The sequence below is a fragment of the Massilia sp. YIM B02443 genome, assembly GCF_030411955.1.
Lineage (GTDB): Bacteria > Pseudomonadota > Gammaproteobacteria > Burkholderiales > Burkholderiaceae_D > Telluria.
The window spans coordinates 99050-112105 of record NZ_JASNRA010000014.1 but is presented as its reverse complement, the minus strand read 5'-3'; the positions used below and the strand labels follow the sequence as shown (position 1 = coordinate 112105).

At 69.8% G+C, this 13056-nt stretch carries 6 protein-coding genes; 1 reads left to right on the top strand and 5 read right to left on the bottom strand.

Features of this window, described 5'->3' with window-relative positions; genetic code table 11:
* Positions 1 to 61: 61 nt before the first annotated feature.
* The 5 genes from gltX to apbC form a co-directional block, all read right to left on the bottom strand.
* The gene (gene gltX, locus QPK27_RS15610; protein WP_290419178.1) at positions 62 to 1453 is read right to left on the bottom strand and encodes a glutamate--tRNA ligase; all 1392 of its coding nucleotides are present in this window, start codon (positions 1451 to 1453) and stop codon (positions 62 to 64) included.
* A 79-nt stretch (positions 1454 to 1532) separates the two neighbouring features.
* Positions 1533 to 5282, bottom strand: a complete 3750-nt coding sequence (locus QPK27_RS15605; RefSeq protein WP_290419177.1) for an AMP-binding protein — start codon at positions 5280 to 5282, stop codon at positions 1533 to 1535.
* Complete coding sequence (locus QPK27_RS15600; RefSeq protein ID WP_290419176.1) at positions 5275 to 6636, bottom strand: aminotransferase class I/II-fold pyridoxal phosphate-dependent enzyme; 1362 nt, start codon at positions 6634 to 6636, stop codon at positions 5275 to 5277. Before QPK27_RS15600 ends, QPK27_RS15605 begins: the two co-directional genes overlap by 8 nt.
* Before the next feature lie 86 nt (positions 6637 to 6722).
* The gene (locus QPK27_RS15595; protein ID WP_290419175.1) at positions 6723 to 9383 is read right to left on the bottom strand and encodes a bifunctional diguanylate cyclase/phosphodiesterase; all 2661 of its coding nucleotides are present in this window, start codon (positions 9381 to 9383) and stop codon (positions 6723 to 6725) included.
* 216 nt (positions 9384 to 9599) lie between these two features.
* A complete protein-coding gene (gene apbC, locus QPK27_RS15590; RefSeq protein ID WP_290419174.1) occupies positions 9600 to 10688 on the bottom strand; it encodes an iron-sulfur cluster carrier protein ApbC in 1089 nt (362 codons plus the stop codon).
* A gap of 148 nt (positions 10689 to 10836) precedes the next feature.
* Here apbC and metG point away from each other — a divergent pair, with 148 nt between their 5' ends.
* Positions 10837 to 12993, top strand: coding sequence for a methionine--tRNA ligase (metG, locus tag QPK27_RS15585; protein ID WP_290419173.1), 2157 nt, complete (start codon positions 10837 to 10839; stop codon positions 12991 to 12993).
* Positions 12994 to 13056 lie beyond the last annotated feature (63 nt).

Here is a 13056-nt window from a genome sequence, read left to right as displayed (position 1 = left end):
GATTTTCATCGTGATCTGCAGCTTGCGAGCGTCCGCCATCCTGCTATCTACAGGGCCGGGATTACAGGCCCTTCTGCACGCGCGCCAGCACCACGTCGCGGCCAAACAGCTCCAGCACCGCATCGATGGCCGGGGTCTGCAGCTGACCGGTCAGCAGCAGGCGCAGCGGCATCGCCAGCTGCGGCATCTTGAGGCTGTGCGCGGCCAGCACTTCCTTCATCATCGCGCTCAGCGCCGTTTTGTTCCACTCGACGCCGGCGCAACGCTCGGCGAAGGTCGCCAGCGCCGCGCGCACGGCGTCGGTCAGGTGCAGCGCCAGCAGTTCTGCTTCCGGCTGCGGCTCGCGGTAGAACAGCATCGCCGCGTCGGCCAGTTCGTTGATGGTATTGACGCGCTCCTTCATCAGGCCCAGCACGGTCGCCAGCGCCGGGGCGCCGTCGAAGCGCGCGCCGTCGCGTTCCAGCTTCGGCAGCGCCAGCTGCGCCAGGCGCTCGTTGTCGCTCTGCTTGATATAGTGGTTGTTCAGCCAGCCCAGCTTTTCCGGGTTGAACTGCGCTGCTGAGGCGGTCAGGTGTTCCAGGTTGAACCACTCGGTGAACTGCTGCATCGAGAAGATCTCGTCGTCGCCGTGGCTCCAGCCCAGGCGCGCCAGGTAGTTCAGCATCGCTTCCGGCAGGTAGCCCTGTTCCGGGTATTCCATCACGCTCACCGCGCCGTGGCGCTTGGACAGCTTCTGGCCGTCGGCGCCCAGGATCATCGGCAGGTGGCCGTACTGCGGCAGCTCGGCGCCGAGCGCCTGCAGGATGTTGATCTGGCGCGGGGTGTTGTTGACGTGGTCGTCGCCGCGCAGCACGTGGGTGATCTTCATGTCCCAGTCATCGACCGCGACGCAGAAGTTATAGGTCGGGGTGCCGTCCGGACGCGCGATCACCAGGTCGTCGAGTTCCTTGTTGCCGATCGTGATCGGCCCCTTGACCACGTCGTTCCAGGTCACTTCGCCGTCGCGCGGATTCTTGAAGCGCACCACCGGCTTGACGCCTTCCGGCACTGCCGGCAAGGTCTTGCCCGGCTCCGGACGCCAGGTGCCGTCGTAACGCGGCTTCTCGCCGTTTGCGCGCATGCGCTCGCGCATCGCTTCGACTTCTTCTGGCGAGCAATAGCACAGGTAAGCGGTGCCGGCTTCCAGCATGCCCTTGACCACTTCGCGGTAGCGGTCCATGCGCTGCATCTGGTAGAACGGGCCTTCGTCGTGCTCCAGGCCCAGCCATTTCATGCCGTCCAGGATCGCCTGCACGGCTTCCGGCGTCGAGCGCTCGAGGTCGGTGTCTTCGATGCGCAGGATGAAGGTGCCGCCGAAGTGGCGGGCATAGGCCCAGGAATACAGCGCGGTGCGCGCGCCGCCAAGGTGGAGGTAGCCGGTCGGGCTGGGAGCGAATCGGGTGCGGACGGTCATAGCGGAAAGCAAAGAGGTAAAACAGGTATTTTACCCCGTTGCCATCCACGCCAGCAGCGTCCGGGCGACGATATTCGCCTCACGCGATGGGCGCGGCCGGCGCCACCGCCCCGGCACGCCCGCCGTCACGTCCGCCGTCGCGTCCGGCGTCGCGCCTGGCGTCAATATAGGCGGCCAGCAGCGTCACCGTCTGGTACTCGTACAGCAGCTCGGAGCCGATCGCCAGTCCGGTCTGCCGCTCCAGCTCCAGCGCCACCGGCACCGCCGCCAGCGAATCGAGTCCGGCTTCGGTGAACGGCTCGTCGTCGCCGAGCGTCTCGACGCCGGCGTCCTGCAGTCCGGCCAGCAGGCAGCGCCGCACCAGCGCGCGCGTGTCGGCAGCGGACGCCGACGCTACCGGTGCCGGCACTGCAGTTCCATGCTGCGCTGCCGGCTCCATCTGCGGCGCCGCAAACGGCGCCTCGCCCGCCTCCTGCGGCCAGTCCGGCTCGAGCAGCGGATCGCGCTCGCGCCCCTCCCCGGCGGCATCCTGGTCGGGCGCGCCGATCGCCTCGGCATAGGCCGCAATGCGTCCGGCCAGCAGCTCGACCGGAGCGCGCGCCCCGTCCTGTCCCAGCTGCGCCAGCAGCGCGGACCAGCGCCGCCGCACCCAGCCGGCGGCGGCGCTGTCCGGTCCGCCTTCGGGAATCGCGGCCGCCAGCAGCGTCCAGGCGCACAGTTCGCCGGCCGCATACGCCGAGCAAGCGGCGCCGTGGCTGCGCAGCGCCGCGCGCGCCTGCTGCGCCAGCGCCGGCGCATCCAGCTCGCCCGCCACGAAGTCGAGGCAGCCGCCATCAAGCGCGCCGCTGCCGAGGTGCACGTAGAGCGCCTCGGTCGGCCCTTCCAGGATGCGCATCACGCGCGCGTCGCGCAGCAGCAGCGGCGCCAGGTTCGGCTCCAGGTAGCCGCGCCCGCCCAGCAGCTGCATCAGGGCGTCGGCCGACTCCCACAGCAGTTCCGACGCCACGCACTTGCAGGCCATGCAGGCTTCCTGCGGCAGGCCGGCGCCGCGCTCGTCGTGCGCCGCCAGCGCCTGCACCAGCGCTTCCAGCGCCGCAATGGCGCAGGTCAGGGCATCGAGCCGCGCCAGCGTCACCGGATGGTCGAGCAGGCGCCCGCCCGCCACCTCGCGCCGGCTGGCGTAGCGCAGCATCAGCTGGGCGCAGCGCTTCATGGCGCCCACGCACAGCGCGCCGATCCCCAGGCGGGCGAAGGCCATGGCGTCGCGCGCCACGTCCATGCCGGCGCCCGGCACGCCCAGCACGTGCACGTCGGGCACGAACACGGCGTCGAAGCGCAGCGCGTTCTGCACCATGGCGCGCATGCCCATGGTCAGCGCCTCGGCTTCCTGGTGCACGCCGGGCGCGTCGTCCGGCACCAGCAGCGCCACCGTGCCCAGCGCCATCCCGCCTTCATCGAGCGCGCGCGCCACCACCGTGATCCAGCCGGCCCAGTTGGCGAGACCGATCAGGTGCTTGTCGCCGGACAGGCGCCAGCCGCCGGGGCAGCGCACGGCGCGCGTGCGCATCGCCAGCGGATTGGCGCCGGCGGCCGGCTCGGTCAGCGCGAACGCCGCCAGCTGGCGCCCGCCGGCCAGCTGCGGCACCACGCCGGCGCGCAGGGTCGGGGCGCCGAAGCGCAGCAGCGGGCGCAGGCCGAGGCCGTTGTGCACGCCGACCGCGGTGGCCAGGGTCAGGTCGATCGCCGCCAGCTGCTCCATCAGGCGCAGCAGGTCGGTGGTGGCCAGCGCCTTGCCGCCCAGCGCCAGCGGCGCCTGCATGCCGAGAAAGCCATGGTTGCCGAGGTCGAGCAGCACGTGCGGCGGCATGGTGCGCCGTTCGTCCATCAGGCGCGAGTCGAGCCGGCGCGGCGCCCAGCGCCGCAGCCAGTCGCGCATCTCGGCCGCGGTGCGCCGGCTTTGCTCGGCCAGCGGCAGGTCGGCGCGGCGCCGGCGCGGATGCAGCTCGCGCGCAGCGTACACGATCTCGAGTTCGCCGCGCGCGGCCAGCAGCTTGCAACGGGCGCGCTGCACCTTGCCGCTGCTGGTGCGCGGGAAGGCGCCGGGCCGCACGAAGGCCAGCAGTTCGACCGTGGTGCCGAAGCGGCTCGCCACCGCGCCGCGGATGCGCTGCGCCAGCGCGTCGAGCTGGGCAACGCCGGCCCCATCGGCGCCGCCGTCCTTGTCATGGCTGCGGGCAATGCGCACCAGGCGCCGGTCGGCCTCGGCCACGATCGCCAGCCGTTCGTGGCCGCCGCCGCGCAGATCGTCGCCACGCCCGCCCTCCGTGCTTTCTTCCAGCCCGAACACGGCGCAGCGGTTCGTCTCCAGGAAACCGGCCACTTCTTCCACCACCGCCTCGACGTCCTGCGGATAGATATTGCGGCCGTTGACGATCACGATGTCCTTCAGGCGCCCGGTCACATACAGTTCGCCATCGCGCAGGAAGCCCAGGTCGCCGGTGCGCAGCCATGGGCCGCTGCCGTCGGCCAGGCGCGCCCCGAACGCCAGCGCACGCTCCGCGCCTTCGTCGTGCCCGCCGCGGTAGCCGCGCGCCACCGCCGCCCCCGCGATCCAGATCTCTCCCACCCGCCCCGGTCCGGCCGCGCGGCGGCTGTCAGGGTCGACCGCCAGCAAGGTCACGCCGGCCGCGGCCGGGCCGCAGCTGACCAGTTCGCGCGCATCCGGGTCGTCGCCCGTCGCATCGCGCACCTGCCCCGCCTCGAGCCGGGCCTGGCTGACGGCGACGACCTTCGGCGCGCGGCCGCGCGGGCCGCCTGCCGCCAGCAGCGTGTTCTCGGCCAGGCCATAGCACGGGAACAGCGCCTCGGCGCGCAAGCCGCAGCCGGCGAAGGCCTCGGCCAGGGCGCGCAGCGTGGCGGCGCGCACCGGCTCGGCGCCGTTGTAGGCCACCTGCAGGCGCGACAGGTCCAGGCCCGCCTTGTGGGCCGCAGTGACGCGGCGCGCGCACAGGTCCCAGGCGAAATCGGGGGCGCCGGCGCAGGTCGCGCCGTACGCCGCGATCGCCTGCAGCCAGCGCTGTGGCTGGCGCAGGAAGGTCGCCGGCGCCATCAGCACCGAGCGAAAACCGAGCGCCGCCGGCGCCACGATGCTGCCGACGAGGCCCATGTCGTGGAACGGCGGCAGCCAGCTGGCCATCACGCTGTCGCCATCGAAACCGAAGGCGGCGCCGATCATGTCGACGTTGGCGGCAAGATTGGCGTGGCTGACTTCGACCCCGCGCGGCGCGCTGGTCGAGCCGGAGGTGTACTGGATGAAGGCCAGGTCGTCCGGCCAGGGCAGCGGCATGGCCGTGTGCTCGGGGGCCGGCGGCAGCGTGTCGGTGCAGGCCAGCCGCGCACGCGCGCCTTCCAGCAGCGGCGCCAGCGCGGATGCGCCATCGCGCGTGCCCAGCACCAGCACCGGATCGGCGTCCTGCAGCAGCGCGCGCAGGTGCAGCGCCCCGCCATGGCGGCGCGGCAGCGGCGCCGGCACCGCGACCAGGCCGGCGCGCAGGCAGGCGAAGAAGGCGAGCACGAACTCCAGGCCGGGAGAAAACAGCAGCAAGGCACGCTCTCCCTGCAGCGCCTGTTGGGGCAAGAGCGCCGTCAGCGCCGCGGCCAGCGCCGCGCTGCGCTCGGCCAGCTCGCCACAGCGCAGCGTCTCTTCGCGCCCGTCCTCGCGCACGAAGGTGAAGGCGATGCGCTGCGGCGTGGCGCGCGCATGGCGCAGCATGCGCGCGACCACGCAGGCGTTGGCCCCGGCCGGCGCGGGCGCGAGCGCATCAAGCACGATAGCGCTCCGCCCCCGCCAGCGCGGGCGGACGGCCGGCGCCGGCCCGTTCGCAGGCGGCGGCGACCAGGCCGGCGGCGCGCCGCAGCTGAGCCGGCGAATGGTGCGCCATCAATTGCAGGCGCAGGCGCGCGGCGCCCAGCGGCACGCCGGGGAATTCGACCGGATTGACGAACACCGCGTCGCGCGCCAGCAGCATGCCGGCGATGCGCGCCGCGCTTTCCGAGCCGGTCCACACCGGCACGATCGGCGACGGCGCGCCCGGGCAGTGCAGTTTGGCGCCGGCCAGCAGCGCGCGCAGTTCGACCGCGTTGCGCAGCAGGTCGGCGCGCAGGCCGTCGCCTTCGGCGCTGGTCGCGATGCGCAGGCTTTCCAGCGCCACCGCCGCCTGCAGCGGCGAGAGGGCATTGGAAAACATGTGCGGCCCGGCGTACATCTGCAGCTGGCGCCGCGCCGGCCGCTCGGCGCAGGCGACGAAGCCGCCATTGGTGGCAAAGGTTTTCGAAAAGCTGCCCATCACGATATCGATCCGCCCCGTCATGTTCTGGCTTGCTATCGCGCCGCCGCCACCGGGACCGAGCGCGCCCAGGTCGTGCGCCACGTCCACCAGCAGCGTCGCGCCATACTCGCGGCACAGGTGCTGCAGCAGCGGCAGATCCGGGCTGTCGGCGTCCATGCTGAACAGGCCTTCGGTGACCACCAGGATCGCGTTCGCGCTGTCCTGGGCGCGGATGCGCGCCAGCAGCTCGCGCACGTGGTCGCAATCCAGGTGGCGGTGCACCAGCACGTTGCGCGTGGCCGCCATCGCCCCCTGGCGCAGCGAGGCATGGGCCAGGGCATCGATCACGACGTGGTCGGCGCCGTGCACCAGCCCGGTAATGGCGCCGAAGGCGGCGGCCCAGCCGGTCGGGAACAGCACCACCTGGCCCAGTCCCAGCAATTCGCCCAGGCTGGCCTCGAGCTGCTGCGACAGGCGCGTATTGCCCAGCAATACCGCCGAGCCCGCACTGTGCGGGCCGGCCTCGCGCAGCGCGCGCTGGGCCGCCTCGGCCACCGCCGGGTGCGCCGCCAGCGACAGGTAATCCTGCGACGCGAAATTGATGCCGCGCCGCGCCGGGCCGTCGCCGCCGGCCACCGTCGCCAGCGGCTCGGGCGGGCCTTCCAGCACCCGCGCGTACGGCCACACGCCATGGCGCGCACGCAAGGTGCACCAGGCGTCGAGGGCGGCGCCGCGGCGCAGCAGGTCGGGGCCGCGCGGCTGGGCGAACTGGGCGACGTTGCCGTCCAGCGCGCCCGATGCCGCCAGCGCCTGCGGGTCGCGCGCGGGGTCGAAGGGAATGAGTTCGTTGTGCACGGCGTCCTCCGGGGATGTTGCATGACGTTGCGCGCGGCAGTGCGCCGCGCGGGAATGCTGCGTTGGATCGGCGGATCGGGCCCGGCTTATGCCGGCAGCGCGTCCGCTTCCCTGGCCTGACGCCCGAGCAGCGCCGCCACCTGTTCCGGCGCCAGCGGGCGGTCGAACAGGTAGCCCTGGGCGGCGTCGCAGCCCATCGCGCACAGGTCGCCCAGTTGCTCGACGGTCTCGACCGACTCTGCGATCACGGCCAGGCCGAGCCGGTGCGCCATCGCCACCACGCTGTCGGCGATCGCATACGCCTTGCCGCGCCCGGCGCTAGCGCCCAGGCGGCGCACGAACATGCCGTCCATCTTGAGCACGTCCACCGGCAGTTCGCACAGGTAGTTCAGGCTCGAGTAGCCGGTGCCGAAATCGTCGATCGAGACCTGCACGCCGGCCTGGCGCAGCAGTTCGACCACGGCGCGGTTGGCGCCCAGGTCTTCGATCAACAGGCCTTCGGTGATCTCGAGTTCGAGGCAGGCGGCCGGCATCCCGGTCTCATCCAGGATCGCCAGCACGCGCGCCGCCAGGCCCGGCTCCTTCAGCTGGCGCGCCGACAGGTTGACCGCGGTCTTGATCTCGGGCAGGCCGGCCGCGCGCCAGGCCCGGTTCTGCAGGCAGGCGCTGCGCAGCACCCATTCGCCGATCGGCACGATCATGCCGCTTTCCTCGGCCAGGGCGATGAAGCGGCCCGGCTCGACCCGGCCGTAGTGCGGATGCTGCCAGCGCAGCAGCGCCTCGACCCCGAGCACGCGGCGCCCGCGCAACTCCACCTGCGGCTGGTATTCCAGGAACAGCTGGCCCAATGCCAGCGCGTCGCGCAAGCCTTCGCGCAACGCCTGGCGCTCGCCGTAGGGAAAGCCGGTGGCCAGGACGGCGCGCCCAGCGCCCTGGCCCTGAGCCGCGAGCTGGGTCGCGAACTGGGACGAATACACGCGCACGATGTTGGCGCCCCAGCCGCGCGCGGCGCGCATCGCGACCTCGGCGCGTTCGAGCAGGGTGTCGACGTCGCAGTCCGGGGCCGGGTACAGCGCCACGCCCACCGCCAGCGTCAACGTGCATTCGCGGCCGTCGACCAGCAGCGGCGTGCCGAAGCGGTCGAGGATCTTGGCGGCCACGGTCTGGGCGTCGGCCTCCAGCGCCAGGTCTTCCAGCAGCGCTACGAATTCGTCGCCGCCCCAGCGCGCCACGGTGTCGCAGTCGCGCAGGCAGCGCCGGATCGCCATCCCGGCCTGGGTCAGGAGCGCGTCGCCCTGCGCGTGGCCGAAGGTCTCGTTGATCTCTTTAAAACGGTTGATGTTCAGCAGCAGCAGCGCCAGCGGACGCCGGTTGCGGTTGGCGCGCTCCATCGCGTGGCGCAGGCGGTCGCGCAGCAGGCGCCGGTGCAGCAGGCCGGTGAGCTGGTCGCGCTGGACGTATTCCTGGGGGGCGAGCGCGCCGGCCGCGGCGCCGGTGGCGGTGCCGGGCGCCGGCGCCAGCGGTGTCGCCGGCAACACGGCCGCGGCGGCAACGGCGGCCGCTCCGCGGCGGTCGGCGCCATGGCACAGCACCCGGTTGCGGCCGGCCGACTTGGCCAGGTACAGCGCCTCGTCGGCGCGCACGATGGTCTGCGCCACCGGCTCGCCCAACCGGTATTCGGCCACCCCGACCGATACCGTGGCGCCGATGGTAACGGCGCCCTCGCCTTCGCCGACGGTGCAGCGCAGGCCCTCGACCACGGCGCGGATGCGCTCGGCCAGGGCCATGGCGTCGGTCGACGGCGTCTCGGGCAGCAGCAGCAGGAATTCCTCGCCGCCGTAGCGCCCGAAGGCATCGCAGGCCCGCACCTGGGCCCGCGCGGCGCCCGCGAAGGCGCGCAGCACGGCGTCGCCGGCGCCGTGGCCGTAGCTGTCGTTGATGCGCTTGAAGTGGTCCAGGTCGAACAGGCACAGGCAGAATTCGCTGCCGCTGCGGTCGGCCCTTTCCTTTTCCTTGTCCACCAGGTCGAGCACGAAGCGGCGGTTGTGGGCGCCGGTCAGCTCGTCGCGGATGGCCAGCTCGTTGATGGTGGCCAGCGCCTGGCCCAGGCGCGAAAATCCTTCGTTCTTGCTCAGTTCAAACAGCGCCACGAACACCAGCACCACCACGTACAGTCCCAGGTCGCACACCAGGTGCAGCAGCGGCATGTCGGTGGGCGGCACGGCCGGCATGCCGACGCCATGCGCTTCCAGCACATAGATCAGGGCGGCGCTGGCGCAGCTCATCGCCAGCCAGAAGCCGGCGCTGATCATGCCACCCAGGAACATGGCGACCACCGGCCCGGTGATCAGCCAGCTGGCGGTGGGCGCCACGATGCCGCCCAGGTGCCAGGTCAGCCAGGTGAAATTGAAGAACAGCGCGCACAGGAACACTTCGCGCGCGGCCGCCACGCTGCCGCTGGCGCGCAGCACGGCCGGCGCGCTCAGCATCACAAGCGAGCACAGCAGTATCTCGTAGGCCGCGGTATCCAGCCCCAGCAGCCAATAGGCGAGCGCATACATGGGGCCGGCGGTGCCGGCGATCACGGCGGCATTGACCACGTTTTCGGCGCGCGCCGTCTGCGCCGCGTCGTGGCGCTGCGCGGCCGGGATGAAGCGGTGCGCCGCGCCCAGATAGCGCCCGCTCCACCGGGTGCTACCCCGTTCCGTACCGCGCACTGTCGTGCGCACTGTCGTGTTCTCGTTCATCGGATTCCCATTCGCCGCACTCGCGTCTCGGACGCGCCAACAACAAGTGTAGGTAGGGAATTTCCTAACAACCTTATTTTCAAACAGATTGTTTGCAGGAAATGGCCGCCTTTTCGGTATCCGAAAAGCACGAGGCGCGCCCGCAACAAGCGTTGCGGAGCGCGCCTCGTAGACCATTGGCAGCCGCCGGCGCGACGGCCGGCGGTTTGATTTGGATCAGTCGTTCTTGACGACGATGGTCGGGAACTTGCTGCTCATGTCCTTCGCCTTCTCGGCGATCTTGATCGCCACTTTGCGCGCGATCGCCTTGTAGACGTCGGCCACCGGACCATCCGGATCGGCCACCACGGTCGGACGGCCGGCGTCGGCCTGCTCGCGGATCGACATGGTCAATGGCAGCGCGCCCAGGAAGTCGATGCCGAAGTCGGCGCACATCTTTTCGCCGCCGCCGTGGCCGAAGATCGCTTCGGTATGGCCGCAGTTGGAGCAGGTGTGGGTGCTCATGTTCTCGACCACGCCCAGGATCGGGATCCCGACCTTCTCGAACATCTTCAGGCCCTTGCGCGCGTCCAGCAGCGCGATGTCCTGCGGGGTGGTGACGATCACGGCGCCGGTGACCGGCACTTTCTGCGACAGGGTCAGCTGGATGTCGCCGGTGCCCGGCGGCATGTCGACGATCAGGTAATCCAGGTCGCGCCAGTTGGTCTGTTCCAGCAGCTGCTGCAGCGCGCCGCTGGCCATCGGGCCGCGCCACACCATCGGCTCGTCCGGATCGATCATGAAGCCGACCGACGACACCTGGATGCCGTGGTTTTCCAGCGGTTCCATCGACTTGCCGTCGAGCGTGGCCGGACGGCCGCTGACGCCCAGCATCATCGGCTGCGACGGACCGTAGATGTCGGCGTCCAGCATGCCGACGCTGGCGCCTTCGGCGGCCAAGGCCAGCGCCAGGTTGACCGCCGTGGTCGATTTGCCAACACCGCCCTTGCCGGAAGCGACGGCGATGATGTTCTTCACGTTCGGCATGACCTTCATGCCGCGCTGCACGGTGTGCGACACGATCTTGCTGTAGGCGCGGATTGCCACGCCCTCGACGCCCGGCAGTTCCAGCACGGCGGCGGCGGCCATGCCGCGCAGGTTCTCGACCTGGCTGGCGGCCGGGTAGCCGAGTTCCAGCTCGAACGTCACCTGGGCGCCCTCGATCTTGATGTTCTTGACCGACTTGGTGGTGACGAAATCTTTCTGGGTATTCGGGTCGATGACGCCGGACAGCGCGGTCTTGACGTCGTTCTCGGTGATGCTCATGTGATTCTCCGGTTGATATTGGGGCGAAGTGTAGCGCAAAACCGTCGCGCCTTCCGGCCGAGCCGGCAAAGTCGGTCAATACCCACTGAACGTACAAGGGCATCCACTGGTAAAATGCCTTCTTTTCATAAACCGAAGCGTTTCGACCATGACCCGCAAGCTGTTCGTCACCACCGCCCTGCCCTACGCCAATGCTGCCTTCCATATCGGCCACATGATGGAATACATCCAGGCCGACATCTGGGTCCGGTTCCAGCGAATGCAACGCGAGGGCAATGTGCAGAACGGCGCGCAGCGCGAAGTGCATTTCGTGTGCGCCGACGACACCCACGGCACCCCGATCATGATCGCGGCCGAGAAGGAAGGCATCACGCCGCAGGAATTCGTGGCCAAGATCGCCGCCGGCCGCCCGCAATACCTGGACGGCTTCCATATCGCCTTCGACAACTGGTATTCGACCGATTCGCCGGAAAACGTCGAACTGTCCCAGGGCATCTATCGCAAATTGCGCGACGCCGGCCTGATCGTCACCAAGACCGTCGACCGCTTCTACGACACCGCCAAGGGCATGTTCCTGGCCGACCGCAACATCAAGGGCGAGTGCCCGGTGTGCCACGCCAAGGACCAGTACGGCGACAATTGCGAGGTATGCGGCGCAGCCTACCAGCCGACCGAACTGATCAACCCGTTCTCGGTGTTCACCGGCTCGACCCCGATCCTGAAACCTTCGGAACAGTATTTCTTCAAGCTGTCCGACCCGCGCTGCTTCGAATTCCTCAAGGAATGGCTGAACACGCCCGGCCGCCTGCAGCCGGAAATGGTCAACAAGGTCTCGGAATGGCTGGGCGAGTCCGGCGAAAAGCTGGCCGACTGGGACATCTCGCGCGACGCGCCCTATTTCGGCATCCCGATTCCGGATGCGCCAGGTAAATTCTTCTATGTGTGGCTGGATGCGCCGGTCGGCTACCTGGCCAGCCTGAAGAATTACTTCGCCAAGCACGGCGGCGACTTCGACGCCTTCCTGCAAGACCCGGGCACCGAGCAGATCCACTTCATCGGCAAGGACATCGTCTCCTTCCACCTGCTGTTCTGGCCGGCGATGCTGAACTTCTCCGGCCACCCGGTGATCGACAAGCTGAAGGTCGCGGTGCACGGCCACCTGACCGTCAACAACGAAAAGATGTCCAAGTCGCGCGGCACCGGCATTTCGCCGCTGCGCTACCTGGAACTGGGCATGAACCCGGAATGGCTGCGCTACTACCTGGCCTTCAAGCTGAACGCCAAGGTCGAAGACCTGGACTTCAATGGCGACGACTTCGTGGCGCGCGTGAATTCCGACCTGATCGGTAAATACGTCAACATCGCCAGCCGCTGCGCCGGCTTCATCGCCAAGCGCTTCGACGGCAAGCTGGCGGACACGCTGTCGCAGACCGCACGCGACACCATCTGCAAGGCCCTGATGGCCGACGGCGCCGAGCGCCAGGCCAGCATCGCCGCCAGCTTCGAGGCGCGCGAATACGGCCGCGCCCTGCGCGAGATCATGGAAATCGCCGACGTCGTCAACCAGTACGTCGACGAGCACAAGCCATGGCTGCTGGCCAAGGACGAGACCAGGACCGCCGAGCTGCACGACGTCTGCACCACGGCCCTGATCCTGTTCCGCCAGCTGACCATCCTGATGGCGCCGGTGCTGCCGCAGGTGGCCGCGCGCGTGTCGGAATTCCTCGGCGACAGCGAACTGAGCTGGGCCGACACCCATGGCGCCGCCGTCTACGATTCCATGCTCGGCCGTACCATCGGCGCCTACAGCCACCTGATGCAGCGCGTCGATGCCAAGATGGTCGAGAACCTGTTCGACAAGCCGGCCGCGCCGGCAGTTGCAGCGCCGACCGCCAAGCTTGAGACGGCACAAGTCGCACAAGCCGCACCGGTCGATGGCGACAGCGGCATCGAAGCCCTGGCCCCGGAAATCACGATCGACGACTTCACCAGGATCGACCTGCGCGTGGCGAAGATCGTCAACTGCGAACACGTGGAAGGCTCGAGCAAGCTGCTGCGCCTGACGCTGGACGTGGGCGAAGGCCGTCACCGCAATGTGTTCTCGGGCATCAAGTCGGCCTACCAGCCGGAAGACCTGATCGGCAAGCTGACCGTGCTGGTGGCCAACCTGGCGCCGCGCAAGATGAAGTTCGGCGTCTCGGAGGGCATGGTGCTGTGCGCCTCCGCTGCCGACGAAAAGACCAATCCGGGCCTGTACCTGCTGGATCCGATGCCGGGCGCGACGCCGGGCATGCGCATCCGCTGAGTCCAAACCAGGGTTGCCATCGAGCCGGCGTGCCGGCTTGATGGTCGCCCAAGCGGCCCCGGG

Bases quoted from the DNA above. Each gene is read 5' to 3' on its own strand.
- apbC (WP_290419174.1), bottom strand. From the start codon at position 10,688: ATGAGCATCACCGAGAACGACGTCAAGACCGCGCTGTCCGGCGTCATC.
- gltX (WP_290419178.1), bottom strand. From the start codon at position 1,453: ATGACCGTCCGCACCCGATTCGCTCCCAGCCCGACCGGCTACCTCCAC.
- QPK27_RS15595 (WP_290419175.1), bottom strand. From the start codon at position 9,383: ATGAACGAGAACACGACAGTGCGCACGACAGTGCGCGGTACGGAACGG.
- metG (WP_290419173.1), top strand. From the start codon at position 10,837: ATGACCCGCAAGCTGTTCGTCACCACCGCCCTGCCCTACGCCAATGCT.